Origin of the sequence: Denitraticella aggregata (assembly GCF_048158365.1) — a bacterium.
GTDB lineage: Bacteria > Pseudomonadota > Gammaproteobacteria > Burkholderiales > Rhodocyclaceae > Azoarcus_F.
On sequence record NZ_JBLLNL010000002.1, the window covers coordinates 174,717 to 200,620 of the forward strand.

Here is a 25,904-nt window from a genome sequence, read left to right on the forward strand (position 1 = left end):
GGCATCCGCTTCTCGATCCCGGGCCGGTGGCGAGCGATCGCACCGGCCCGTTTTTTATCGTGCGGTTGAAGACCGTATTTCGAACCGTAGCGGGCCTTTTGAGGTCGATGTCGACATGCAGGTTTTCGTCGCAAATGGCGAGTGCGACGGTAACGGGGATGGCTATGCCATGATGAGCTCGAGCAGGGAATGCTTTGCGCGCTTGAGGGCCGGGCTCAAACGCCTGTGGCCGGTCATAATGCTGATGCCCATGATTGCGGCTTGTGATCCATTCGCGAAGCCGGATTCGCTGATGGAAGAGTACGTCAAGCGGTTGGGCAGGGTGCTGGAGGTCGATTCGTCGCTGTCGACGGTTCCCGTCGCGCCGGAGTTTCCGCGCATGCGCGAGCGGGTTCGCGAGATTGCGCATGTCAACGCGAGCATGCTCGACTTCCTGGGCTTGTACGGATGTGAGCTGCAGCAAGTCGTCGGTGAGCGTAACTCCACCCTCGGGCGTGTGATGCATCCGACCGCCCGCCTGGATTATGAATTGCGCTTCATCCGCGCGGCCGAGGAGTGCATCCCCGAACTGGATCGCGACGGTCTGAAACAGCGCCTGGTCGAGGTGATCGCGATCAAGCGTGAAATCCTCGGCGACATCGCGTGGAATGCAGTCTGGGGCAGCCGCGAGATCGAGGCGGTGTTCACCCGGTCCCGGGGCGCGATGCCGGTGAGGAGGGATCCCAATGCAGTGTCGCAGGCCGCATCCGACCTCCAGTTCCTCGACGCGACGCTGCAGCGTGCGCTGGCTGGAGAGCTGAACGTCGATGTCGATGGACTCGACCCGGTCTACCAGCGCTGGCATCGCCAGCCGGTCGCGGGTCAACTGATCCAGAGCGCGATCCTGCTGACGACCCGGCTGGAGGATGCCAGCTCATTGCTCGAGGCCAGACTGGGCGAGACCCCGTTGTGCGAAAAACCCATTCGTACCCGTCGCGCCGACACTATGCACAGTATGTTCCTGTCGGTCTTTGCAGGAGAGGTCCAGCCTTATCTGTCGGAAGTGCAGCAGGCGAGATTCGCGCTCATTCCGACGATCGAGTCACTTGCCGCGCTCGGCGGCGAGATGCGTAGCGCGAGCTTCGACGCCTATGCCAAAGAGGTGCTGTCGCAGCAGGGCGAAACAGGACTCTGGCATGGTTTCGATCGTGCCGTGGCGCGCCATACCAAGGCCTGGCAGGCCCTGCTCGAACAATGCGGCATGCGTCCCGGCATGGGTTGAATTCGCCCGACGCCGTTTGGGCGCACCGCATGGCCGGTCCAGCCTCCGCCTGGCCGGTCGCTCGATCAGTCGGCCAGATCAGGTCGGTCTACCGCTCACGCCCCTCCGGTGATCGGGCGGAACTCGCCCTTCGCATCGGTGGCGAGGCTGACGACGACGATGGCGACCATCGCCAGGACGAAGCCCGGGATCATCTCGTAGATACCCGGGCCGCCAAGGAAGCTCGAATTCCAGCCGAGTGCGATCCACACGATCACCGTCACTGCGCCGGTGATCAACCCGGCTACGGCGCCGAGCCCGGTCATGCGGCTCCATGTCAGGGACAGGATCATCAGCGGGCCGAAGGCGGCTCCGAAGCCGGCCCACGCATTGGCCACCAGTCCGAGCACCTGGCTGTCCGGATCACTCGCGATAAGGGCTGCGACGGCACCCACCGCCACGACCGCGATGCGGCTGACGGTCACGATCGCCCGGTCGCTCGCCTTCTTGTTGACCAGTAGCCTGTAGAAGTCCTCCGCCAGTGACGACGAGGACACCAGCAACTGGCTTGAAACGGTCGACATGATCGCGGCGAGCAGGGCTGCGAACAGGAAGCCGGTGATCAGCGCCGGAAACAGCGTCTCGGCAAGCAGTATGAAAATCGTCTCGGGGTCGGCCAGCGCGATTCCGCTGCGCTCGACATAGGCGCGGCCGAAGATCCCCACGCCGATCGCACCGATCAGCGAGATGGCCATCCAGCTCATCGCGACGTTGCGTGCGGTCGAGACCTCGGCGACGCTCCTGACTGCCATGAAGCGAACGATGATGTGCGGCTGGCCGAAATAGCCAAGCCCCCATGCCATCAACGAGAGCCAGCCGATGAAGGTCATGCCCTCGGTCCACCACGAAAGGGTGAAGCCGTCGATACCCGACAAGGTGACTCCGGCCTGCGCAAAACCGCCGCCGTCACCGGCATAAAGGACGACGGCCGGCATGATGACCAGCGCCAGCATCATGATGCAGCCCTGGACGAAATCGGTGAGGCAGACCGCGAGAAACCCTCCGACCACGGTGTAGGCGAGAACGATGCCGAGCGTCAGCCAGACTCCGGTCTGGTAGCCCCCGCTGAAGGCCGTCGAGAAGAGTTTGCCGCCTGCAACGAGGCCAGAGGCGGTGTAGACCGCAAAGAACACCACGATGATCATCGCCGAGACCAGGCGCAGCGCTGTTGCCTGCGTCGGGAAGCGGTTGGCTAGGAATTCCGGGATGGTCAGGGCGTTGTCATAGCGCTCGGTCTGCTCGCGCAACCTCGGGGCGACGACGATCCAGTTGACCAGCGCGCCGATGAACAGGCCGATCCCGATCCAGGCCTCGACGAGGCCGGCGGCGTAGAGCGCGCCGGGCAGCCCGAGAAGCAGCCAGCCCGACATGTCCGATGCGCCGGCCGATAGCGCCGCGACCGCAGGTGGCAGGTTGCGTCCGCCCAGCATGTATTCTTCGGAGTTTCCCGTCGATTTCCGATAGGCGTAGAACCCGATGCCCAGCATAGCGACGAAGTAGATGGTCAGGCTGATCCAGACTCCTGTTTGCATGATCTTCCTCGCTTTCGTTTTTTGTGTGAGGCGGGTTACGCCTCTGCGGCGAGCAGGCTGGTGTTGCCCCCGGCGGCGGTCGTATCGATGCAGATGTGCCGTTCGGCGTAATAGCGCTCAGCACAGATCACTTCGGTCTCGAGCAGTACCATGCGGCCATCACGGCTGGCGAGCGCTTGCCTGAGCCCGCGTGTCCAGTCGGAATCACCAGCCGCGGCCACGGCGACGAATCCCTTTGCCTTCGCGAGTTCCACGGCAGGCACGGTCCCGTCGATGCCTGTGACCGGCGCGCCGGCCTTGATGAGTTGCTCGACCGCTGCCTTGGCCCCGGGCGCGACGATCAGCGCAGGGCATCCGGCGGCGAGCGCCTGGGCGGCCTGACCGAGCGCCGTCTCGATCTCCGGTCCAAGGCAGAGAATCGGCCCCTTCGGCGGCATGATCATCCGGTTCGACTCACCGGTCGGCCCAGGCAGAGCGAACGGTCCGCTGTCGAGACTCGCGGCGGTGTTGACGGCCCGGCGCACCAATGCCCCCTTGCCGTCGAGCGCCCTGCGTAGCACCTGCGCCCGGTCCACGCGTGCCGACCAGGCGGTCGCGTCGAGCGTCGCGAAGGCATCCTCGACCTGACTCGCCGAAACCGCATCGCCTTCAGGTGCGGGATGCTCTGACGGTTCCTCGGTTCGGCGGAAGCGGTTGACATAGTGCGGTCCGCCCGCCTTCGGTCCGGTGCCCGAGAGCCCCTCACCGCCGAAAGGCTGGCTGCCGACTATGGCGCCGATCTGGTTGCGGTTGACGTAGATGTTGCCGACCTGGATGCGGTCGACGATTTGCTGCACGCGGTCGTCGATCCGGGTGTGCAGGCCGAAGGTCAGCCCAAAACCGCGGTTGTTGATCGCGTCGACCACCTTATCGATGTCCTTGGCCTTGAAGGACGCAACGTGAAGCACCGGTCCGAATACCTCGCGCTCGAGATCCTGAATGCCATCAACCTCGACCAGCGCGGCGCCGACGAAGTTGCCGTCTTCGGGTGCGGCGAGACGCTTGAGCAGGCGGCCTTTCTTTTGCTGCGCGTCGACGTATTCGGAGATGTCGGATTGCGCCTCGGCATCGATCACCGGCGCGACGTCGGTGTCGATCGACCAGGGATCGCCGGTCACCAGGGTGTCCATCGCGCCCATCAGCATTTCGACCACCCGATCCTTGGTGTCCTCCTGGACGTAGAGCATGCGAAGCGCAGAGCAGCGCTGGCCCGCCGACTGGAAGGACGAGGCGACGATGTCGTCGACCGCCTGCTCGGGCAACGCAGTGGAATCCACGATCATCGCGTTCAGGCCGCCCGTTTCCGCGATCAGCACGGCGCTCGCGGACGCGTTGGCCGCCAATGCTTTATGGATCCGCTGCGCCGTCTCGGTCGAGCCGGTGAAGCAGACGCCGGCGATACGTGGGTCGGAGGTGAGCGGGCCGCCCACGGCCGGGCCGTCACCCGGCAGCAGTTGAAAGGCGGCCGCCGGCACGCCGGCCTCGCGAAACATCTCCGCCGCCCGCGTCGCGATGATCGGCGTCTGTTCGGCCGGCTTCGCCACGACCGCGTTGCCGGCTGCAAGGGCTGCGGCTATCTGACCGGTGAAAATCGCCAGAGGGAAGTTCCACGGGCTGATGCAGACAAAGATGCCGCGCCCTCTGCCCGGATCCTCGGCTTCCAGCCGCTCGGCCTCACAGGCGTAATAACGGAGGAAATCCACGGCCTCGCGCACCTCGGCCACCCCGTCGAGCAGGATCTTCCCGGCCTCGCGGGTGGCGATGGCACAGAACTCGGCCATGTTCTCCTCATAGAGGTCGGCGATCCGGCGCAAGGTCGCCGCACGGGTCGCGACGGGGGTCTGCGACCACTGCTCGAACCCGCCCTGGGCGGCGTCGAGCGCCTGCGCCACCTCGTTCGCAGTCGCCTCGTGAACCTTTCCGACGACGCTGCCGTCGGTCGGAGAGATCACGTCTTTCGCCGCACACTCCGGCGCGGCATCGCCGGCAAGGATCGGTCGTGCGGTCCATCTGGTGTCCGCGAAGCGATCACGTGCCTCGATCAGCGGCAGCACACTGGACGGTTCCTCGATCCGGCATCCCCTGGAATTCTCGCGCGCCGGCTTGAACAGGTCACGTGACAGAGGGATGCCGGGGTTCTGGATCGGATCATTCGCCAGCGCCCGATCCACCGGGTCGGCGGCGATGGTCGCGGGCGGAATATCCTCGTTGACGATCTGGTTCACGAAGCTCGAATTGGCGCCGTTCTCCAGCAGACGCCGCACCAGGTAGGCCAACAGATCCTTGTGCGGTCCGCAGGGCGCGTAGATCCGGCACCGCGTGCCGGCCTGCTTTCGAACGATCTCGTGAAGCGACTCTCCCATGCCGTGCAGGCGCTGGAATTCGAAGCCGTCGCGATCGTTGCCGGCCATTTCGAGCACGGCGGCGCAGGTATGGGCGTTGTGAGTCGCGAACTGCGGATAGATCCGGTCGCGCATGTCCAACAACATCTTTGCGCAGGACATGTAGGACACGTCGGTATTCACCTTGCGCGTGAAGACCGGGAAGGAGGGCGCGCCCAACTCCTGCGCGAGCTTGATCTCGGTGTCCCAGTAGGCGCCTTTCACGAGGCGCACCATGATCTTGCGGTCCAGTCGCTCGGCCAGCGAATACAGGTGCTGCAGCACCTCGGGCGCACGCTTTCCATAGGTCTGCACGACGACGCCAAAACCGTCCCAGCCCTCGAGGCTTTCGTCCGCCAGCACCGCGTCGACGACATCGAGCGACACATCGAGCCGGTCCTGCTCCTCGGCGTCGATGTTGAACCCGACCTTCGCCTTCGCCGCCATCCGGGCAAGCTTCAGGCAGCGCGGGATCACCTGTTCATCCACCGCCGTGCGATGCGTGGTCAGATAACGGGGCGAGAGCGCCGAAAGCTTGACCGAAATCCCGGGGTTGTCGCGGATATCCGCCTTCGCGACCTTGGCGATCGCGTTGATGGCGTGCGCATAGCTGTCGTAGAAGGCCTGTGCGTCCGGGTCGGTCCGTGCGCCCTCGCCGAGCATGTCGTAGGAATAGGTGTATCCCTTCGCACGCAGCTTCTCGGCCCGCTTGATGCCTTCCTCGATCGTCTGGCCGAGGACGAATTGCTGTCCCATGATCTTCATCGTCTGCCCGACGGCGGTGCGGACCACGGGTTCGCCCAGCCGCTTGAGCAGCCGGCGTGCGCCGGCAGCGGGCTTGGAGGGATCAGAGGCGAGTACGCGTCCCGTCAGCATCAGCGCCCACGTCGATGCGTTGACCAGCGGCGAAAACGAGTTTCCGAGATGCGCGCTCCAGTCGGACGGGGCGATCTTGTCTTCGATCAGGTCATCGATCGTTTCGGCGTCGGGCACACGCAGAAGCGCTTCGGCGAGGCACATCAGACCGACGCCCTCGTCCGTCGAGAGGCCGTATTCGTCGAGAAAAGCCTCCATCATCGTCGGGTTGGTGTCGTCCCTGACTCGCTGGATGAGCCGCGCGGCCTCATCGGACAACGCCTGGCGCCGGTCTCGCGAAAGGCCCAACCGATCCGCCAGGTCCCTTACGGCTTCGGCCTCATCGACCGCATATCTCGCCCGGATCGCGCCCCGGGTCTCGCTGCTGGCCGGCAGTAACGAATACGCTTTCACCTTCATCTGCCTCCCTCTGACGTTGGTCGCTGTCTCGTTGCAAAGAGGAGTTCGTGTTTCATACTAGAGGCGTATTCCGGTATTAGCCAGTTCTATCCGTTGCCAATGTGGGGAGCAAATGACCTGTCCGGACACTTCATTTGCTCCCTGCGCAGTCTGCGCGCTCCCTTGAGTTCAAGGACTCGGGGTGGCAAAATGCGCCCTTTTCCGGTGTCACAGGGTGGTGCTAAACGGTTGTTTTTTCGGATTCACCATGTTGCGGTTTTAGTGGTGAATAGAACGCTGACGCGAAGCATCCTGCTCTTTCCGCCATCGATGCATTGCGAGGATTCTCCGTGAAGTATCTCTCCACCCGCGGTCATGCCGCCAAGGCCGAGTTCTGTGACATCCTGCTGGGCGGGCTGGCGCCGGACGGCGGCCTTTATCTGCCGGAATCCTACCCTCGAATCACGCGCGAAGAACTCGATCGCTGGCGTACGCTGTCCTATGCCGGACTCGCCTTCGAGATCCTGTCGAAGTTCATCACCGACATCCCGGCCGAAGACCTGAAGGCGCTGTGCGACAAGACCTATACCGCCGACGTGTATCGTTTCACACGGCCGGGCGACGATGTGGCCGACATCACACCGGTCCGCTGGCTGGCACCGGGCAGGCTGGCGCTGCTCGAACTTTCCAACGGGCCTACGCTCGCATTCAAGGACATGGCGATGCAGTTGCTCGGAAACCTGTTCGAGTACGTGCTGGCCAGGCGCGGACAGGAGATCAACATCCTCGGCGCGACGTCGGGTGACACCGGTTCGGCGGCCGAGTACGCGATGCGAGGCAAGCATGGCGTGCGCGTGTTCATGCTGTCCCCGCACGGCAGGATGAGTGCGTTCCAGCGCGCCCAGATGTATTCGCTGCAGGACGACAACATCTTCAACATCGCGGTCACCGGGATGTTCGACGACGCGCAGGACATCGTGAAGGCGGTCTCCAACGATGCCGAGTTCAAGTCCCGATATCGCATCGGTGCGGTCAATTCGATCAACTGGGCGCGGGTGGCAGCGCAGATCGTCTATTACTTCAAGGGTTACTTCGGCGCGACCGAATCCAGTGACGAGGAGATTGCGTTCTGTGTGCCGTCGGGCAATTTCGGCAATATCTGCGCAGGGCATATCGCACGGCAGATGGGGTTGCCGGTCGGGCGGCTGATTCTGGCGACCAACGAGAACGACGTGCTCGACGAGTTCTTCCGCACCGGCATCTACCGTCCGCGCCGCGCCGCCGAGACGCAGGTCACGTCCAGCCCGTCGATGGACATCTCCCGGGCGTCGAACTTCGAGCGCTTCGTGTTCGACCTGGTCGGGCGCGACACGGCGGTGGTCGCGGCATTGTGGAAGGAAGTGGACGCGGGCGGCGCGTTCGACCTGAACGAAACGTCCTACCTCGAGCGGCTGCCCACGTTCGGTTTTTTGTCCGGCAGCAGCACCCACGCCGACCGTCTAGCCACGATCCGGCGCGTGTTTGCCGATTATGGGGTCATGATCGACACGCACACCGCAGACGGAGTCAAGGTCGCCCTCGAGCACAGCGACATCGGCATGCCGATCGTCGTGCTCGAGACCGCGCTGCCGGTCAAGTTTGCCGAGACTATCCGCGAGGCGCTGGGCCGCGAACCGGAGCGCCCGCAGGCGCTGATCGGCATCGAATCGCTGCCGCAACGGGTTGAGGTCATGCCGCCGGACGCGAACGCGGTCAAGCGCTTCATCGCCGAACGTGTGGTCCAGTCATGAACTCGTCGAACGTGGGAGTCGAGGCGGCATGGTCGGCGTGATCTTCAAGGTCGCAGTGCTCGTGGTCATCGCGCTGGTCATCGCGGTGCTGGGTATGCGCGGTTATGCGGGCGCAATCAGGCGCTTCGACGAGGAGGCGGACAGGCGGTCCCGGAAGTAGGCGCCGAAAGCGCTGGCTACTCCTCGATGTGACGCAGCGACAGATCCAGCGCGCGCACGTCCTTTGTCAGCGTGCCGATCGAGATCCGGTCGACGCCGGTTTCGGCGATTTCGCGTACCTGCTCGAGATTGACGCCGCCCGATGCTTCGAGTTGGGCCCGCCCGTCATTGATGCGGACCGCTTCGCGCATGGTTTCCAGATCCATGTTGTCGAGCAGGATCATGCCGGCTCCGGCCTCGAGCGCTTGCTCGAGCTGATCGAGAAATTCGACCTCGACTTCGATGAACGCATGTGACGGCGCGATCTCGCGAGCCCTGCGCATGACCGCGGCGATGCCGCCTGCGGCGATGATGTGGTTCTCCTTGATCAGGATGCCGTCGTACAGACCGATGCGATGATTAATGCCGCCCCCGGTGGCGACCGCGTATTTCTGTGCCAGACGCAAGCCCGGGAGCGTCTTGCGGGTGTCGACGATCGAGGCCGACGTTCCTTCGACCGCCTTCACGAACCGGCGCGTCACCGTGGCGGTGCCCGACAGCAACTGCAGGAAGTTCAGTGCAGTCCGCTCCGCGGTCAGCAACTCGCGCGCGCCGGCTACGACATCGCAAAGCGCCTGCCCTGGTTCGACTTCTTCACCGTCGCAGACATGCCACAGCACGGTCGCGGTCGGGTCGAGCGCCGCAAAGGTCGCGTCGAACCAGGCCGTGCCGCACACGATGGCCGGTTCGCGGGTGATGACCCGTCCCCGCGCATCGGTCTTGGCCAGAATGAGCTGTGCGGTCAGGTCACCGGTACCCACGTCCTCCGCAAGCGATGCGGCAACGTTACGCTGGATCTCGATCCGGAGCTGTTCGGTGAATGTCATGGGGTGGTATTTACGCCGGGAAGATGTGTAAATTCTATCACTGGCGGGCGGGTCGCATCCTGGCGTTCTGTCGTGGACGGGTGCGGACCGGCCGTCCTGGGCCGACGGGTTTCGGCGGCGTGCCAGGTCATCGTCGGGCGTTCCCGGCCTCCACGATCCAGCCGTTGAGCACGCCGCGTGCCGTTTCCAGAACCTCGCCTGCGGTCAGCCCGACCGGGCCGATGCCCTCGCGCGCGAGTCGGTCCCCGGCCGCGCCATGCAGGTGCACCGCCGCGAGCATCGCGGCCTCCGCCGGCCAGTGCTGTGCGAGCAGGCTCGCCAGCAAGCCGGTCAGCACATCGCCCATGCCGGGTGAGGCCATACCGGGATGGCCGCTGCTGTTGATGAACCAGCAGCCGTCGGGAAACGCAATGACGCTGCCGCAGCCCTTCAACACCACCAGCGCGTCGAATCGAGTGGCCAACTGCAGCGCGGCCGAGACGCGGTCGTGCTGGACACCGGACGTGCCGCAGCCAAGCAGACGCCCGGCTTCACCCGGATGCGGAGTGAGTAGCGTCTGGGCGGTGCGGTGAACGCAGCGAGCCATGTGATCGGGGTTGGCCGCCAGCAGATTCAGTGCATCGGCGTCAATCACGAGCGGATTGTCGGATTCGAGTGCTGCGCTCAGCAATGAGTCCGCCTCGTCGTCGCAACCCAGCCCGGGCCCGATCGCCAGCACCTTGGCCTGTGTGAGCACGTGCTCGGGTCGGCGCAGCATCAACTCGGGTTGAAATGGGTCCACGGACGGCGCCTCGCGATCGACCAGGCTGACATATACCCGACCCGCGCCGAGCTTGAGCGCTGCGCGGCCGGACAGCAGCGCTGCACCGTTCATGCCGTGCGCGCCGCCGATGATGCCGACCTCGCCGAAACTGCCCTTGTGGGTATTGTAGAGTCTCGGGTGCAGATGGCCTCTGAACAGCGCAGGGTGGATGCGATGGCCATGGGCGGCGTGCTCTTCCGGCACGTCGATATCCAGCGGGCGCACGATCAGGTGTCCGACATGATCGGGTCCGTCCAGCGTCAACAGTCCTGGTTTGAGCGCAATGAAGGTCAGCGTGTGGGTCGCCTTGAATGCGGTACCCAGCAGACTCCCGGTGTCGGCATTCAGCCCGCTTGGGACGTCGATCGCCATTCTCGGAACATCGAGTTCGTTCAGCGTGTTGATCCACTCGGCATAGCGCCCGGTGATCGGGCGTTGCAGACCGATACCGAACAAGGCGTCCGCGACCAAGGCCCAGCCGTCCGCGGGCGACGGCGGGAGCGTGTCACCGATCTTCCCGCCGATATCGAGCCAGGCCTGAAGGGCGCCCGCGGCCTCGACGGGCAGGGCATCGGGGTTGCCGTCGAACACCACGACGACTTCCCGCTTGGCCTGCTGCAGTCTGCGTGCCATCACGAATCCATCCCCGCCGTTGTTGCCGGGTCCGCACACGATCAGCACCGGACCGGTCCTGTCCATCGTGAGGCGAAAGGCTTCCTCGGCAGCCGCGCGTCCGGCGCGCTCCATCAAGGGCGGGTTGGCATCCGGGATGACCGCCTTCTCGATCGCGCGTATGCCGGCGACCGTGTAGATCGGCTGGAGAGATGCAAACATGGAGACTCCCGGAAGGAAAGAACCACAATTGTACTTGTCCGCTGCGGACCTGGTCGAATCAGTGGTCGTTGCCTCGGCGCTTCTCGATACGGGTCTCCTGCAGCAACTCGACTTCGCCCTTGTCGTCGACGGTCTCGAGTCGCACCGTGAAGCCCCAGAGACGAGCGAAATGTTTCATGACCTCATCGGCCGAGTCGGCCAGCGGGCGTTGCTTGTAGGGCTGGTGGCGAAGCGTGATCGACCGGTCGCCGCGAAGGTCGACGTTCCAGACCTGAATGTTCGGTTCCCGGCTACCCAGGTTGTACTGATCGGACAGAATCTCGCGAATTCGACGGTAGCCCGCATCGTCATGGATGGCGGACACCCTGAGCTTGTCCTCCCGATCGTCGTCGAGCACCGAGAACAGTTTGAAATCGCGAATGACCGTCGGCGACAGAAACTGGGCCACGAAGCTCTCGTCCTTGAAGCTGCGCATCGCAAAATCGAAGGTGTCCTGCCAATTGCTGCCGGCGATGTCCGGAAACCAGTGCTTGTCCTCTTCGGTCGGCGCCTCGCAGATCCGCTTGATGTCGCGCCACATCGCAAAGCCGAGCGCATAGGGATTGATGCCGTTGTACCAGCGCTCGTTGTAGGCGGGTTGATACACCACATTGGTGTGCGACTGCAGGAACTCGAGCATGAAGCTCTCCCCGAGCAGGCCCTCGTCATACAGACGATTCAGGATGGTGTAATGCCAGAAGGTCGCCCAGCCTTCGTTCATGACCTGGGTCTGGCGTTGTGGAAAGAAGTACTGCGAGATCTTGCGGACGATGCGCACGACCTCCCGCTGCCAGGGTTCGAGCAGGGGTGCGTGCTTCTCGACGAAGTAGAGCAGGTTCTCTTCAGGCTCGGGCGGGAAGCGGCGCTGCGGCAGGCGCTCTTCTCGCGCGTCCAGACTGGGCAGCGTGCGCCACAATTCGTTCACCTGGCTCTGCAGGTATTCCTCGCGTTCCTGCTGGCGCATCTTTTCCTTCGCGAGTGACAGTTTCTGCGGACGCCGATATCGATCCACGCCAAGATTCATCAGCGCATGGCAGGAGTCGAGCAACAGTTCGACTTCCTCTTCACCATGTCGCTCCTCGCACTGAGTGATGAAGTTTCTCGCGAACAGCAGGTAGTCGATGATCGCGTCCGCATTGGTCCAGGTGCGGAACAGGTAGTTGCCCTTGAAGAAGCTGTTGTGCCCGTAAGCTGCGTGCGCGATGACCAGGGCCTGCATCGTCAGCGTGTTCTCCTCCATCAGATAGGCGAGGCATGGATTGGAGTTGATGACGATTTCGTAGGCCAGGCCCATCTGACCGCGCTTGTAGCCCTTCTCGGTAGCCAGGAAATGCTTGCCGAAGGACCAGTGGTGATAATTGACCGGCATGCCGACCGACGCGTAGGCATCCATCATCTGCTCGGATGTGATCAGTTCGATCTGCACCGGGTAGGTGTCCAGTCCGAAGTCGGACGCGACCCTCGCGATCTCGGTGTGGTAGCGTTCGATCGCCTCGAAGGTCCATTCGGACGTGTCGGGCAGGGGCTGTGGCTTCAGCGCGGGTCGGCTCATGCGAGGCTCTTCTTGAACAGTTCGCGAAACACCGGATAGATCTGCGCCGGTTCCTCGATATTCTGCATCGCGAAATTTGCGTGGCTGTCGATCAGCTTCTCGTACTCGCGCCACAGGTTCTGCGGTTCGCCCGGCGTGATCTCGATGTAGGCGAAGTACTGGCACCACGGCAGTACGCGGGTCGCGAGCAACTCACGGCAGATCGGTGAATCGTTGTCCCAGTTGTCGCCGTCCGAGGCCTGCGCGCCGTAGATGTTCCAGCTACCGCCAGCGTAGCGATCGGCAATGATGTCATGCATCAGGTTCAGCGCGCTCGACACGACGGTGCCGCCCGACTCGCGCGAATGAAAGAACTCGTCCTCGTCGACCTCCTTCGCCATCGTGTGATGACGGATGAAGACGACGTCGATGTGCTCGTAGCTGCGGGTCAGGAACAGGTAGAGCAGCATGAAGAAACGCTTGGCGGTCGCCTTCTTCTGCTCGTCCATCGACCCGGACACGTCCATCACGCAGAACATCACCGCCTGCGTGGTCGGTTTGGGCACGCGGATGCGGTTGTTGTAGCGCAGGTCGAAGCTGTCGATGAACGGGATCGCATCGATCTTGAGCTTGAGGCGGGCGATCTCCTCGTGCAGCGCGATCACGTCCGCGTGGTCCTCGCCGTGCGCTTCGATCAACTGCTCCAGTTCGCGTTGCAGCTCACGCAATCGCCCGTGGAATGGCGCACCGAGGGCCAGGCGTCGCCCCAGCGCGCCGCGCAGCGAGCGCACGATGTTGATGTTGGCGGGGGAGCCGTCGGAGGAGAAACCGGCGCGCTGGCTCTTGAAGTCGGTCACCCGCGCGAGCTGCGTGCGCACCAGATTCGGAAGCGCCAGGTCATCGAAGAAGATGTCGAGAAACTCCTCGCGCGACAGGTGGAAGACGAAGTCGTCCTCGCCCTCACCCTCGTTGCTGGCCCGTCCACCACCTCCGCCGCCGCTGCCTCCGGACGGGCGCTTGATGGTGTCGCCGCTCATGAACTGGTCGTTGCCCGAAAAGATCTGCTCCCAGATTCCGCCCGAACCATGCTGAAAATGCGGCTCACCGAGGTCGCGCGCCGGGATCGACACGTCCTCGCCGTTGTCGAGGTCCCGAATCGAGCGATCGTTGATCGCGTCGTTCACCGCGCGCCGGATCTGTTTTTTGAATCGACGCAGAAAGCGCTGGCGATTGACCGCACTCTTCTTCTTGCTGTCAAAGCGCCGGTCGACGATTCGGACCATTGAGTGCCTCAAGGCCAGGTGCATCGTTAAGGTCGGCAGTCTGCGATGCAGTCAGGAGGACTTCCTGACCCGCAGATACCACTCGCACAGCAGGCGCACCTGCTTCTCCGTATAGCCTTTGTCGATCATGCGGTCGACGAAGTCCTGGTGCTTCTTCTGTTCGTCTATGCTGGCTTTGGCGTTGAAGCTGATGACCGGCAGCAGGTCCTCGGTGTTCGAGAACATTTTCTTCTCGATCACGCCACGCAGTTTTTCGTAGCTGGTCCAGCTCGGATTCTTGCCATCGTGCTTGGCCCGGGCGCGCAACACGAAATTGACCACCTCGTTGCGGAAGTCCTTCGGGTTGCTGATCCCGGCCGGTTTCTCGATCTTCTCGAGTTCGTCGTTCAGCGAGGAGCGATCGAGAATCTCACCGGTGTTCGGGTCACGGAACTCCTGGTCCTGGATCCAGAAGTCGGCATAGGTGACATAGCGGTCGAAGATGTTCTGACCGTACTCCGAGTAACTCTCAAGATACGCAGTCTGGATCTCCTTGCCGATGAACTCGGCGTACCGCGGCGCGAGATATTCCTTGATATAGCCGAGGTAACGCGCTTCGGTCTCAGGCGGAAACTGCTCTCGCTCGATCTGCTGCTCGAGCACGTACATGAGGTGCACCGGATTGGCCGCGACCTCACGGTGGTCGAAGTTGAACACCTTGGACAGCGCCTTGAACGCGAAGCGGGTCGAAAGCCCGGTCATGCCCTCATCGACGCCAGCGTAGTCGCGGTATTCCTGCAGACTCTTCGCCTTGGGGTCGGTGTCCTTCAGGTTCTCCCCGTCGTAGATGCGCATCTTGGAGAAGATGCTGGAGTTTTCGGGCTCCTTCAGTCGCGACAGCACTGCGAACTGGGCCATCATCTTCAGCGTGTCGGGCGCGCATGGCGACTCGGACAGCGAGCTGTCCGCGAGCAACTTGTCGTAGATGCGGATTTCGTCCGACACGCGCAGGCAGTAGGGCACCTTGACCGTGTAGATCCGGTCGAGAAAGGCCTCGTTGTTCTTGTTGTTCTTGAACGCGACCCACTCGGACTCGTTGGAGTGCGCCATCACGATGCCGTCGAACGGAATCGCTCCGAACCCCTCCGTGCCCTTGTAGTTGCCTTCCTGGGTGGCGGTCAGTAGCGGATGCAGGACCTTGATAGGCGCCTTGAACATCTCCACGAACTCGAGCAGGCCGCGGTTCGCGAGACAAAGGCCGCCCGAGTAGCTGTACGCGTCAGGATCGTCCTGTGAGTACTGTTCGAGCTTGCGGATGTCGACCTTGCCGACCAAGGACGAAATATCCTGATTGTTCTCGTCGCCCGGCTCGGTCTTGGAGACCGCAATCTGACGCAGCACCGAGGGCCTGAGCTTGACCACCCGGAAGCGCGTGATGTCGCCACCGAACTCGTTCAGGCGCTTGACCGCCCATGGGCTCATGATCGTGTTGAGGTAACGCCGCGGGACACCGAAGTCGTCTTCGAGTAACTGGCCATCCTCGTCGGGGTCGAACAGCCCGAGCGGCGATTCATGCACAGGGGAGCCCTTGATCGCGTAGAAGGGCACTTTTTCGATCAGGGTCTTCAGCTTTTCGGCCAGCGAGCTCTTGCCGCCCCCGACCGGTCCGAGCAGGTACAGGATCTGTTTCTTTTCCTCCAGCCCCTGGGCGGCGTGACGGAAGTAGGACACGATGTGCTCGATGACCTCCTCCATGCCGTAGAAGTCACGAAAGGCCGGGTAGAGTCGCAGCACCTTGTTCGAAAAGATCCGCGACAGACGCGGGTCCAGACGCGTATCAGCCAGTTCGGGCTCGCCAATAGCCATCAACATTCGCTCGGCCGCAGTCGCATAGGCCGAAGCATCGGTCTTGCACAGTTCCAGATACTCCTGGATGGAAAACTCTTCCTCTCTGTCCGCCTCGAAACGCGCCTGATAGGCGTTGAAGATGCTCATTCCGGATCTCCTGTTCAGGCCTGCTGGCCAGGTGCTACGGCTCAAGAAGCACGCGGGAAGGGCAATCGGCAGTCGTGCAGTCGCGAATTCCTCTCCACCGCATGACAGTCAGAGAGTGGTCACTCTCGCCGAGTTCCTCGTCGTGCCGAAGCTGTTCGATGAGTCCATTATGGACGGGTCTTGCTGCTGGAAGGAAGACTGGTCCCGTATGCTAGAATGCCCGTTTATTCGCAAAATACGGGGCGCCGCATCGAACGACCGAGCCGAATCCGGCCACTCGGATCATTCGCACCGGTGCCTTTTCACTTCGACTTGTCAGGGATGAATTGATGCAGAACAACCAGGAAACCCGGAGCGCGCTGGAACGGCGGATCGAGATGTCCGTGCCGATGGCCGACATCGAAAAAGAGGTCGAAACCCGCCTCAAGCGCCTCGCTCGCACCGTCAAGATGCCGGGCTTTCGCCCGGGCAAGGTACCGCTCAAGATCGTGGCGCAGTCCTATGGACAGCAGGCGCGCTCGGAGGCGATCGGCGCCGCGGTGGAGAAGAGTTTCGGGGAGCAGGTCCGCGAACAGAAGCTGCGGGTGGCCGGCAGTCCGCGCATCGAGCCGAGCGAGGCCGCCAACGAAGACATGCTCGCGTTCAGCGCGGTGTTCGAGGTGTATCCCGAAGTCGAACTGGGTGATCTGTCCGGTCAGAAGATCGAGCGTCCGGTGCTGGCGGTCGGCGACGCCGAAGTCGACAAGACGCTCGAGGTCCTGCGCAAGCAGCGCACCACCTTCGAGGCAACCGACCGGCCGGTGCATGATGGCGACCGAGTGGTGATCGATTTCGTCGGGCGCAAGGATGGCGAGGAATTCGAAGGGGGCAAGGCGGACGATTTTCCGTTCGTCGTGGGCGCGGGTTCGATGCTCAAGGATTTCGAGGCGGCCGTGCAGGGGCTGAAGGCCGGCGACAGCAAGACCTTCGACATGACTTTCCCTGACGATTATCACGCCGCCAATCTCGCCGGTCAGGCGGTACAGTTCGAGATCACGGTCAAGGGCGTCGAGGCGCCCAAGCTGCCGGCAGTGGATGCGGATTTCGCCCGCGCGCTCGGCGTGGCCGACGGCGATGTCGGCAAACTGCGCGAAGAGGTCAAGAGCAATCTCGAGCGCGAAGTCAAGCGCCGCATCCAGGCCAAGGTCAAGGAGCAGGTCATGGATGCGTTGATCGCGGTCCACCCGATCGAAGTTCCGGCGGCGCTGGTCGAGGCCGAATCGCGTCAGTTGGCCGACAACGCCAGGCGCGACATGGAGATGCGCGGTATGAACGTAAAGGACATTCCGGTCGACCCGTCCTGGTTCACGTCGCAGGCCGAGCGTCGCGTCAAGCTGGGCCTGATCATGGCCGAGCTGGTGAAGGCGAAGGAATTGTTTGCCAAGCCGGAGCAGATCAGAACTCTGGTCGAGGAAATGGCTCAGAGCTACGAGGACCCGTCGGAGCTGGTACGTTGGTATTATGCGCAGCCTGAGCGGCTCGCCCAGGCGGAGGCGGTGGTGGTTGAGGACAACGTGGTTGAGTGGGTGGTTTCGCAGGTTCACACGACCGACAACGAAACCAGCTTCGATGAACTGATGGGGAACGCTGCCTGAGGGCGGCGAGGGGCCATTCGATGAGCAACGTAGCTGAAGGCGGTAGTAAGTGGAACCCGGTCGGACTCGGCCTGGTTCCGATGGTGGTCGAGCAGAGCGGGCGTGGCGAGCGTGCCTACGACATCTATTCACGGCTCCTGAAAGAGCGGGTGGTGTTCCTCGTCGGCCCGGTCAATGATGTGACCGCCAACCTGATCGTCGCGCAGTTGCTGTTCCTGGAGTCGGAGAATCCGGACAAGGATGTGTACTTCTACATCAACTCGCCCGGGGGATCGGTGACCGCGGGTATGGCGATCTACGACACGATGCAGTTCATCAAGCCCCATGTCAGCACGCTGTGCATCGGGCAGGCTGCCAGCATGGGATCCTTCCTGCTCGCGGCGGGCGAGAAGGGCAAGCGTTTCTGCCTGCCCAACTCAAGGGTCATGATCCACCAGCCGCTGGGCGGTTTTCAGGGGCAGGCGTCCGATATCGAGATTCACGCCCGTGAGATACTCAGCATCCGCGACCGGCTGAACGGCATGCTTGCGAAACACACCGGCCAGCCGATCGAGCAGATCGAAAAGGATACCGATCGGGACAGATTCATGAGCGCAACCGATGCGCTTGAATATGGCCTTGTAGACAAGGTGCTGACGTCGCGCGCAGATACCTGACCCTGGAGAGAGACCGACCATGACGGAAAAAAAGACCGGCAGCGAAAAGCTGCTTTACTGCTCATTCTGTGGAAAGAGTCAGCATGAGGTCCGCAAGCTCATTGCGGGTCCGTCGGTCTTCATCTGCGACGAGTGCATCGAACTGTGCAACGACATCATCCGCGACGAGATGATGGACAACCCAAGCGGCGAAGGCGCGAAGAGCAGTCTGCCCACACCGCGCGAGATCTGCGAGATTCTCGATCAGTATGTGATCGGCCAGAGTCAGGCCAAGCGCAATCTTTCGGTTGCCGTGTACAACCATTACAAGCGCTTGCGGCATCTGGGCGGTGACAAGGATGAAGTCGAGCTCTCCAAGAGCAACATCCTGCTGATCGGCCCCACCGGCTCTGGCAAGACGCTCTTGGCCCAGACGCTGGCACGACTGCTCAACGTCCCGTTCGTGATGGCCGATGCGACGACGCTGACCGAAGCCGGCTACGTCGGCGAGGATGTCGAGAACATCATCCAGAAGCTGCTGCAGAAGTGCGAGTACGAAGTCGACAAGGCGCAGCACGGCATCGTCTACATCGACGAGATCGATAAGATCTCGCGCAAGTCGGACAATCCGTCGATCACGCGCGACGTCTCTGGTGAGGGTGTGCAGCAGGCGCTGCTGAAACTCGTCGAGGGCACCACCGCATCCATTCCGCCCCAGGGCGGGCGCAAGCATCCGAATCAGGACTTCATCCAGGTCGATACGACCAACATCCTGTTCATCTGCGGCGGGGCGTTCGACGGTCTGGAAAAGGTGATTCGCGAGCGTACCGAGAAGGCCGGTATCGGATTCGGTGCCGAGGTCAAGAGCCGCAGCGGCAAGAGCACGTCCGAATCCTTCCGGCAGGTCGAGCCGGAGGATCTGGTCAAGTTCGGCCTGATTCCCGAGTTCGTCGGCCGACTCCCGGTGGTCGCGACCCTGCAGGAACTCGACGAGAATGCATTGATCCAGATCCTGGTGGAACCCAAGAATGCACTGGTCAAGCAGTACCAGAAGCTGTTCCTGATGGAAGGAGTCGAACTCGAGATCCGCCCGGCGGCGCTGCACGCCGTCGCGCGCAAGGCGATCCGACGCAAGACCGGCGCGCGCGGACTGCGCTCGATCCTGGAAGCAGCGCTGCTCGACATCATGTACGACTTGCCGGCGCTCGAGAATGTCGAGAAGGTCGTGGTCGATGAGGCAACCATCGAGGACGGGTCGCAACCGCTGCTGATCTACTCGGACCAGCCGCAGCAAAAGGTTTCCGGCTCCAACTGAGCCCTTCGGGCGTCGGCCTGCACGGACGACGCCCGCGCTCCGATGGGGCCGCGGAGAGTGTCCAGATGGCGGGTATCGACCGCCAGACGCTTGATTTTGTCGGTTGAGCCCCCACATGGCTCAACATGTTCCTGCAAGGTAAATACAACATGTCAAGCACCCCCGAACTTCCCAGCCAGCAACTCGAGCTTCCGCTTCTCCCATTGAGAGATGTGGTCGTGTTCCCGCATATGGTCATTCCGTTGTTCGTGGGTCGGCCCAAGTCGATCAAGGCCCTCGAGAACGCGATGGAAGCGGACAAGAGCATCCTGCTGGTCGCGCAGAAGTCCGCGGCCAAGGACGAACCTTCTTCCGATGATCTGTACGACATAGGCTGCGTCGCAAGCATTTTGCAGATGCTCAAGTTGCCCGATGGCACGATCAAGGTGCTTGTCGAGGGGGTGCAGCGCGCGCGCCTGGACTCGGTCGTCGATACGCCCAGCCTGTTCGTCGCCAAAGTCACGCCGGTGCCGCTGCCCGACACGGACGACCATGAGGTCGAGGCGATGCGCCGCGCGATCATCGGCCAGTTCGACCAGTACGTGAAGCTGAACAAGAAGATCCCGCCGGAGATCCTCGCGTCGCTGTCCGGCATCGAGGACGCCGGCCGGCTCGCGGACACGATCGCTGCCCATCTGCCTCTGAAGCTCGAGCAGAAGCAGGAAGTGCTCGAGATGTTCAATACCGCCGACCGGCTCGAGAAGCTGCTTTCGCAGATGGAGACCGAGCTGGACATCCTGCAGGTCGAAAAGCGCATCCGTGGTCGGGTCAAGCGCCAGATGGAGAAGAGCCAGCGCGAGTACTATCTGAACGAGCAGGTCAAGGCCATCCAGAAGGAACTCGGCGAGGGCGAGGAGGGCGCCGATCTGGAAGAGATGGACCGCAAGATCAAGGGCGCGGGCATGCCCAAGGAGGCGCTCGCAAAAGCCCAGGCCGAGTTCAAGAAGCTGCGGTTGATGTCCCCGATGTCGGCCGAAGCGACGGTCGTGCGCAACTATATCGAAACCCTGATCGGTCTTCCGTGGAAGAAGAAGTCCCGGGTCAGCAAGGATCTCGCAGCCGCGGAAAAGATTCTCGACCGTGACCACTATGGTCTCGAGCGGGTCAAGGAGCGCATCGTCGAGTATCTGGCCGTGCAGCAGCGGGTGGACAAGGTCAAGGCTCCGATCCTGTGCCTGGTCGGCCCTCCCGGTGTGGGCAAGACCTCGCTCGGCCAGTCGATCGCGAAGGCGACCAACCGCAAGTTCGTGCGCATGGCGCTAGGGGGCGTGCGGGACGAGGCGGAGATACGCGGCCACCGTCGGACCTACATCGGTTCGATGCCCGGCAAGATCCTGCAGAACATGAACAAGGTCGGCGTGAAGAACCCGTTGTTCCTGCTCGACGAAGTGGACAAGCTCGGCATGGATTTTCGCGGAGACCCGAGTTCGGCGCTGCTCGAAGTGCTCGATCCGGAGCAGAACCATACTTTTCAGGATCACTACATCGAGGTCGATTTCGATCTGTCCGACGTGATGTTCGTCGCGACCGCGAACACGCTGAACATCCCGGCCGCGCTGCTCGACCGGATGGAGGTCATCCGCCTGTCGGGTTACACCGAGGACGAGAAGGTCAACATCGCGCAGCGCTACCTGCTGCCCAAGCAGATGAAAAACAATGGCCTGAAGGTCGATGAGCTCGCGGTCAGCGAGGACGGTTTGCGCGACATCTGCCGCTATTACACGCGTGAAGCGGGTGTCCGGAGCCTGGAGCGCGAGATATCGAAGATCTGCCGTAAGGTCGTGAAGTCGCTGGTGCTGAAGAAGCGCAGTAGCGAGATCACCGTCAATGCGAAAAATCTGGACAAGTATCTCGGGGTTCAGAAGTTCTCGTACGGTATGGCCGAGAAGGAAAACCAGATCGGCCAGGTGACAGGGCTCGCGTGGACCGAGGTGGGTGGCGAACTGCTCACCATCGAATCGGTGGTCCTGCCAGGCAAGGGCAAGGTGGTGACCACCGGGAAACTTGGTGAAGTCATGCAGGAGTCGATTCAGGCGGCCCTGTCGGTGGTGCGCAAGCGCGCCCGGTCGCTCGGCATCAACGACGACTTCTACCAGAAGAGCGACATCCACATCCACCTGCCAGAGGGAGCGATTCCCAAGGATGGGCCGTCTGCGGGTATCGCGATCGCAACCGCGCTGGTCTCGACGCTGACCGGTATTCCGGTTCGCTGCGATGTCGCGATGACCGGCGAGATCACGCTGCGAGGCGAGGTTCTGCCGATCGGCGGCCTGAAGGAAAAACTGCTCGCCGCGGTGCGCGGGGGCATCACCAGGGCACTGATTCCCGAGGAGAACGTGAAGGATCTGGCCGAGATGCCGGAGAACATCAAGAACGCGCTCGAGATCATCCCGGTACGCTGGATAGACAAGGTGCTAGAGTTCGCGCTCGAGCGCGAACCGAAGCCGCTCGCGGACGACGCGACCGTTCCGGCGGAGATTGCCGGAACGGTGCCGGATGCGGATCAGCCTGTCGCGAAGGCCCCGCGAGCGCACTGACTTCTCGGGTTTTGCGCGAGCCCTCGCTCAAGCAGCGCACCATGGCCGCTGCTCAGTGAGGGCTCGCACTCAATCAGTCCTTGCGCTGAACGCCTTTCGATGATTAAAATCTAGCACCACTGTCGGTGTTTCCAATGAACGCTTTTTTCCTGTCCCTGATCGTCAGCTCCTCTGTACGCGTAGTAGTACGCGTAGGCGGGCGCGCGTCGTAAAGGGCCGGAAACACCAGCAACAGAATCCAACCCCCGCCGGCGCGCAAGCCCGGCGGGGGTTTTGTTTTGTCCGTCGTATTTGCGCCCGGATAACCGTAGTAAAGGAGAATGAGATGCTGCAAATGACCGGTGCCGAACTGATCCTGCGCCTGCTCGAAAGACAGGGTGTTCGCACGATCGCAGGTGTCCCGGGCGGCGCGATCCTGCCGCTTTATGACGCATTGTCGGGTAGTGACAAGATTCGTCATGTACTGGCGCGGCATGAACAGGGTGCCGGATTCATCGCACAAGGCATGGCGCGTGTGTCCGGCCGTCCGGAGGTCTGCTTCGCGTCCAGCGGGCCTGGTGCGACCAATCTCGTGACCGCGATCGCGGATGCGATGCTCGATTCGATTCCGCTGGTGGCGATCACCGGGCAGGTGCCGCTTTCGATGATCGGATCCGACGCGTTCCAGGAGGTCGACATCTATGGCATCACGGTGCCGATCACCAAGCACAACTTCCTGGTTCGATCCGCGAAGGAGTTGCTTGAGGTGATCCCTGCGGCGTTCCGCCTCGCGATGTCCGGCCGTCCCGGACCCGTCCTGATCGATGTGCCCAAGGATGTGCAGAACCAGACGGTCGCCTTCGAGGCTTTCCCCGAACCGGCGGTGGCCGAGGCCACGCCTGCAGTCGACCCGACCGCGGTTGAGCGAGCCGCAAGCATGATCAACGAGGCCGCGCAACCGGTGCTCTATCTGGGGGGCGGGGTCATTCACTCGGGTGCAGCCCAGCAGGCGGTGACGCTGGCCGAGCAGGCGGGCCTGCCGACCACGATGACGTTGATGGGTCTCGGTGCGATGCCGCTCGATCATCCGCTGTCGATTGGCATGCTCGGCATGCATGCGGCTCGCTACACGAACTTCGTGCTCGAGGAAGCGGATCTCCTGATCTGTGTCGGGGCGCGCTTCGACGATCGCGCGATCGGCAAGGCGGCCCAGTTCTGTCCCAACGCAAACATCATCCACATCGATGTGGATCCGTCGGAACTGCACAAGATCAAGAAGGCGCATGTCGCGATCAACGGCGACGTGCGGACCGTCCTGGAGGTACTGTTGCCACGGGTCAGGGTGCAGTTGCGCGAGCGCTGGCTGGCCCATGTCGAAAGCCTGAGAGCACGTTTCCCGATGCAATTGACCGGAAGCGCGAATCCCCGAACGCACTACGGTCTGATCCATGCGGTCGCGTCGGTACTCGACGATGAGGCGGTCATCACCACCGATGTCGGACAGCATCAGATGTGGGTCGCACAGGCCTACCCGTTCCGGCGCCCGAGGCAGTGGCTGACATCAGGCGGCCTGGGCACGATGGGTTTCGGCATGCCGGCCGCGATCGGCGCGGCGCTGGCGGCGCCCGAACGCACCGTGGTGTGCTTTTCGGGCGACGGCAGTCTTCTGATGAATATCCAGGAACTCGCGACCCTGGGCGAGGAAGGCCTGAACGTGAAGATCGTGTTGATGAACAACAACTCGCTCGGCCTGGTCTATCAGCAACAAAGCCTTTTCTACGGCAAGCGCGTATTTGCGTCCAAGTATCGCGGCGCACCCGATTTTCTGACGATCGCCGAGGGTTTCGGCGTCGCAGGCGTCGATCTGGATACGGCCGACGACCCGCGGGCCGTCCTTGCGCAGGCGCTGTCGTCTCCGGGTCCCTGTCTGATCCATGCGTCCATCGATCGCGAGGAATTCGTCTATCCCATGGTGCCGCCGGGCGCCGCCAACACCGAAATGATCGGAGGCTGAATATGATCGAACAGGTTGCCGAGCCGTTGCAGCAGGCAGACTACGCGAAAGTCGTGCTCGAATTGGAGGTGAATAACCATCCCGGCGTGATGAGTCACATATGCAATCTCTTCGCACGCAGGGCCTTCAACGTCGAAGGCATTCTGTGCATGCCGATGTCCAACCCCGAGCGCAGCCGGATCTGGCTGCTCGTTTTCGACGATCAACGTCTGGAGCAGATGGTGCTTCAACTCGAGAAACTGATCGATGTGCTGTCGGTCAGGCGGCATTCGGCCGAACACGAGGTCTTCGAGCGGCTGGAGCGCTTTTTCCACTGAGGCGGCCAGTCCCCGCTGGCGCGGGGACTGGGCCCGGAGCCCATGTGTTAAACTGCGGCGCCTTGAATCAGCGTCGGCTGCGAGTCCTTCATGTCCGGTAACACCTTAGGCAAACTCTTCTGCGTGACTTCGTTCGGCGAGTCGCATGGGCCGGCCATCGGCTGTGTCGTCGATGGTTGTCCGCCGGGGCTTGCAATCGATGTGGCAGACATCCAGCGCGAACTCGATCGACGCAAGCCCGGTACTTCGCGACATGTCACCCAGCGGCGCGAAGCCGACGAGGTGGAGATTCTGTCCGGTGTTTTCGAGGGCGTGACGACAGGTACGCCGATCGGATTGTTGATCCGTAACACCGACCAGCGTTCGCGGGACTACGGCAACATCGCCGACACCTTCCGCCCAGGCCACGCCGACTATGCTTACTGCCAGAAGTACGGTGTACGCGACCATCGCGGTGGCGGTCGTTCCTCCGCGCGCGAGACCGCGGTGCGGGTCGCGGCCGGCGCGATCGCGCGCAAGTGGCTGCGCGAGCGCTACGGCGTCGTGATCCGTGGCTACATGGCCCAGCTCGGTGAAGTCGAAATCCCGTTCGTCGACTGGAACGAGGTCGACCGCAATCCGTTCTTCGCCCCGAATGCCGGCATCGTCCCGCAGCTCGAAGGCTACATGGACGCGCTGCGCAAATCCGGCGACTCGATCGGCGCGCGCATCGACGTGATCGCGACTGGCGTGCCCCCGGGTTGGGGCGAACCGGTTTTCGACCGGCTCGACGCGGACATCGCGCATGCGATGATGGGCATCAACGCGGTCAAGGGCGTGGAGATCGGCGCGGGGTTCGCCAGCGTGGTGCAACGCGGCACCCAGCATTCCGACGAGATGACGCCCGACGGCTATCTCAGCAACAATTCCGGTGGGGTGCTGGGCGGCATTTCCACCGGTCAGGACGTGATCGTCAGCATCGCCATCAAGCCGACCTCGAGCATCCGGCTGGACCGGCGCTCGATCGATCGTCGCGGCCATGCGGTGGTGGTCAATACTCATGGTCGGCACGATCCGTGCGTCGGTATCCGTGCAACCCCGATCGCCGAGTCGATGCTGGCGCTGGTGCTCATGGATCATGCCTTGCGGCAGCGTGCGCAAGGCGCGGATGTGACGAGCGAAATGCCGGTCGTTCCGCGCCTGAGCCCGGATGGCGAGCAAAGCCCGCCCGCACCGACCGACTGAGGTGGCTCGATTCGGTCGTGCCGTTGACGGCGATCAACAGCGTCACATCGTCGCGGCGCTAGACTGAATCCTCGAGAACGCTTACGTGAGTTTTTCGACGCAACAGGGAGAAGTCCATATGGTGTTAGACCCGCATGATCTGCACTCGGAGTTTCCGGAATACGACGATCGCATTCACGATCTCAAGGTTTCGAATGCGCATTTCGCGCGACTGTTCGACGAGTATCACGAGGTCAATCGACAGGTACAGCGTGTCGAGCAGGAGGTTGAGCACATGAGCGATTTCGATCTCGAGGGCCTCAAGAAGGTGCGCTTGAAGCTCAAGGACGATCTGTATCAGATGCTGAGCGCCTGACGGCGGTCCTCGCGGCGGAGTAGCACAGCGGCCGCCGCCTCTGGCGCACCGTGCGGGTCATCAAACCGGTG

Annotated in this window: 18 protein-coding genes; 11 read left to right on the forward strand and 7 right to left on the reverse strand. The window is 62.6% G+C overall.

Annotated elements, in window-relative coordinates; all coding sequences use genetic code 11:
- Positions 1-292 precede the first annotated feature (292 nt).
- Positions 293-1,261 (forward strand): DUF3080 family protein, encoded by a 969-nt coding sequence (locus tag ACKVEX_RS04205; RefSeq protein ID WP_473214438.1) that lies wholly within the window; start codon positions 293-295, stop codon positions 1,259-1,261.
- A gap of 95 nt (positions 1,262-1,356) precedes the next feature.
- On the opposite strand, the gene putP is transcribed toward ACKVEX_RS04205, so the two are convergent.
- Positions 1,357-2,832, reverse strand: a complete 1,476-nt coding sequence (gene putP, locus ACKVEX_RS04210; protein ID WP_473214439.1) for a sodium/proline symporter PutP — start codon at positions 2,830-2,832, stop codon at positions 1,357-1,359.
- Positions 2,833-2,867: 35 nt separating this feature from the next.
- Entirely contained in the window at positions 2,868-6,527 is a 3,660-nt protein-coding gene (gene putA, locus ACKVEX_RS04215; RefSeq protein ID WP_473214440.1) for a bifunctional proline dehydrogenase/L-glutamate gamma-semialdehyde dehydrogenase PutA, read from the reverse strand.
- Between the two features lie 329 nt (positions 6,528-6,856).
- Between putA and thrC the strand changes: the two genes are divergently transcribed.
- Together thrC and ACKVEX_RS04225 are read left to right on the forward strand one after the other, a co-directional pair.
- Positions 6,857-8,296: a threonine synthase gene (thrC, locus tag ACKVEX_RS04220; protein WP_473214441.1), complete on the forward strand. Its 1,440-nt coding sequence runs from the start codon at positions 6,857-6,859 to the stop codon at positions 8,294-8,296.
- Between the two features lie 28 nt (positions 8,297-8,324).
- Positions 8,325-8,456, forward strand: coding sequence for a hypothetical protein (locus tag ACKVEX_RS04225; RefSeq protein ID WP_473214442.1), 132 nt, complete (start codon positions 8,325-8,327; stop codon positions 8,454-8,456).
- Between the two features lie 16 nt (positions 8,457-8,472).
- On the opposite strand, the gene nadC is transcribed toward ACKVEX_RS04225, so the two are convergent.
- The 5 genes from nadC to ACKVEX_RS04250 form a co-directional block, all read right to left on the reverse strand.
- Entirely contained in the window at positions 8,473-9,321 is an 849-nt protein-coding gene (nadC, locus tag ACKVEX_RS04230; RefSeq protein ID WP_473214443.1) for a carboxylating nicotinate-nucleotide diphosphorylase, read from the reverse strand.
- A gap of 127 nt (positions 9,322-9,448) precedes the next feature.
- The gene (locus tag ACKVEX_RS04235) at positions 9,449-10,957 is read right to left on the reverse strand and encodes an NAD(P)H-hydrate dehydratase (protein ID WP_473214444.1); all 1,509 of its coding nucleotides are present in this window, start codon (positions 10,955-10,957) and stop codon (positions 9,449-9,451) included.
- A gap of 58 nt (positions 10,958-11,015) precedes the next feature.
- Positions 11,016-12,548, reverse strand: coding sequence for a SpoVR family protein (locus ACKVEX_RS04240; RefSeq protein WP_473214445.1), 1,533 nt, complete (start codon positions 12,546-12,548; stop codon positions 11,016-11,018).
- Positions 12,545-13,810 (reverse strand): YeaH/YhbH family protein, encoded by a 1,266-nt coding sequence (locus ACKVEX_RS04245; protein WP_473214446.1) that lies wholly within the window; start codon positions 13,808-13,810, stop codon positions 12,545-12,547. Before ACKVEX_RS04245 ends, ACKVEX_RS04240 begins: the two co-directional genes overlap by 4 nt.
- 51 nt (positions 13,811-13,861) lie before the next feature.
- Positions 13,862-15,784 (reverse strand): PrkA family serine protein kinase, encoded by a 1,923-nt coding sequence (locus ACKVEX_RS04250; RefSeq protein ID WP_473214447.1) that lies wholly within the window; start codon positions 15,782-15,784, stop codon positions 13,862-13,864.
- Between the two features lie 329 nt (positions 15,785-16,113).
- Between ACKVEX_RS04250 and tig the strand changes: the two genes are divergently transcribed.
- From tig to ACKVEX_RS04290, 8 genes are all read left to right on the forward strand, one after another.
- Entirely contained in the window at positions 16,114-17,418 is a 1,305-nt protein-coding gene (gene tig, locus ACKVEX_RS04255; protein ID WP_473214448.1) for a trigger factor, read from the forward strand.
- A gap of 20 nt (positions 17,419-17,438) precedes the next feature.
- Entirely contained in the window at positions 17,439-18,074 is a 636-nt protein-coding gene (gene clpP / locus ACKVEX_RS04260) for an ATP-dependent Clp endopeptidase proteolytic subunit ClpP (protein WP_473214449.1), read from the forward strand.
- Between the two features lie 19 nt (positions 18,075-18,093).
- Positions 18,094-19,368 carry an ATP-dependent Clp protease ATP-binding subunit ClpX gene (gene clpX / locus ACKVEX_RS04265; protein WP_473214450.1) on the forward strand — a complete coding sequence of 425 codons (1,275 nt, stop codon included), beginning with the start codon at positions 18,094-18,096 and terminating at the stop codon, positions 19,366-19,368.
- Between the two features lie 149 nt (positions 19,369-19,517).
- Positions 19,518-21,944 (forward strand): endopeptidase La, encoded by a 2,427-nt coding sequence (gene lon / locus ACKVEX_RS04270; RefSeq protein WP_473214451.1) that lies wholly within the window; start codon positions 19,518-19,520, stop codon positions 21,942-21,944.
- A gap of 325 nt (positions 21,945-22,269) precedes the next feature.
- A complete protein-coding gene (ilvB, locus tag ACKVEX_RS04275) occupies positions 22,270-23,937 on the forward strand; it encodes an acetolactate synthase large subunit (protein ID WP_473214452.1) in 1,668 nt (555 codons plus the stop codon).
- A gap of 2 nt (positions 23,938-23,939) precedes the next feature.
- On the forward strand, positions 23,940-24,254 hold the full coding sequence (ilvN, locus tag ACKVEX_RS04280) for an acetolactate synthase small subunit (RefSeq protein WP_473214453.1): 315 nt from the start codon (positions 23,940-23,942) through the stop codon (positions 24,252-24,254).
- Positions 24,255-24,344: 90 nt separating this feature from the next.
- Positions 24,345-25,478, forward strand: coding sequence for a chorismate synthase (gene aroC / locus ACKVEX_RS04285; protein ID WP_473214454.1), 1,134 nt, complete (start codon positions 24,345-24,347; stop codon positions 25,476-25,478).
- 118 nt (positions 25,479-25,596) lie between these two features.
- Positions 25,597-25,833 carry a YdcH family protein gene (locus ACKVEX_RS04290; RefSeq protein ID WP_473214455.1) on the forward strand — a complete coding sequence of 79 codons (237 nt, stop codon included), beginning with the start codon at positions 25,597-25,599 and terminating at the stop codon, positions 25,831-25,833.
- The last annotated feature ends 71 nt before the right edge of the window (positions 25,834-25,904 follow it).

Bases quoted from the DNA above. Each gene is read 5' to 3' on its own strand.
- ACKVEX_RS04240 (WP_473214445.1), bottom strand. From the start codon at position 12,548: ATGAGCCGACCCGCGCTGAAGCCACAGCCCCTGCCCGACACGTCCGAA.
- ACKVEX_RS04290 (WP_473214455.1), top strand. From the start codon at position 25,597: ATGGTGTTAGACCCGCATGATCTGCACTCGGAGTTTCCGGAATACGAC.
- putP (WP_473214439.1), bottom strand. From the start codon at position 2,832: ATGCAAACAGGAGTCTGGATCAGCCTGACCATCTACTTCGTCGCTATG.
- ilvB (WP_473214452.1), top strand. From the start codon at position 22,270: ATGCTGCAAATGACCGGTGCCGAACTGATCCTGCGCCTGCTCGAAAGA.
- clpX (WP_473214450.1), top strand. From the start codon at position 18,094: ATGACGGAAAAAAAGACCGGCAGCGAAAAGCTGCTTTACTGCTCATTC.
- ACKVEX_RS04225 (WP_473214442.1), top strand. From the start codon at position 8,325: ATGGTCGGCGTGATCTTCAAGGTCGCAGTGCTCGTGGTCATCGCGCTG.
- ACKVEX_RS04235 (WP_473214444.1), bottom strand. From the start codon at position 10,957: ATGTTTGCATCTCTCCAGCCGATCTACACGGTCGCCGGCATACGCGCG.
- lon (WP_473214451.1), top strand. From the start codon at position 19,518: ATGTCAAGCACCCCCGAACTTCCCAGCCAGCAACTCGAGCTTCCGCTT.
- tig (WP_473214448.1), top strand. From the start codon at position 16,114: ATGCAGAACAACCAGGAAACCCGGAGCGCGCTGGAACGGCGGATCGAG.
- ACKVEX_RS04205 (WP_473214438.1), top strand. From the start codon at position 293: ATGGAAGAGTACGTCAAGCGGTTGGGCAGGGTGCTGGAGGTCGATTCG.
- clpP (WP_473214449.1), top strand. From the start codon at position 17,439: ATGAGCAACGTAGCTGAAGGCGGTAGTAAGTGGAACCCGGTCGGACTC.
- nadC (WP_473214443.1), bottom strand. From the start codon at position 9,321: ATGACATTCACCGAACAGCTCCGGATCGAGATCCAGCGTAACGTTGCC.
- ilvN (WP_473214453.1), top strand. From the start codon at position 23,940: ATGATCGAACAGGTTGCCGAGCCGTTGCAGCAGGCAGACTACGCGAAA.
- ACKVEX_RS04245 (WP_473214446.1), bottom strand. From the start codon at position 13,810: ATGGTCCGAATCGTCGACCGGCGCTTTGACAGCAAGAAGAAGAGTGCG.
- putA (WP_473214440.1), bottom strand. From the start codon at position 6,527: ATGAAGGTGAAAGCGTATTCGTTACTGCCGGCCAGCAGCGAGACCCGG.
- ACKVEX_RS04250 (WP_473214447.1), bottom strand. From the start codon at position 15,784: ATGAGCATCTTCAACGCCTATCAGGCGCGTTTCGAGGCGGACAGAGAG.
- aroC (WP_473214454.1), top strand. From the start codon at position 24,345: ATGTCCGGTAACACCTTAGGCAAACTCTTCTGCGTGACTTCGTTCGGC.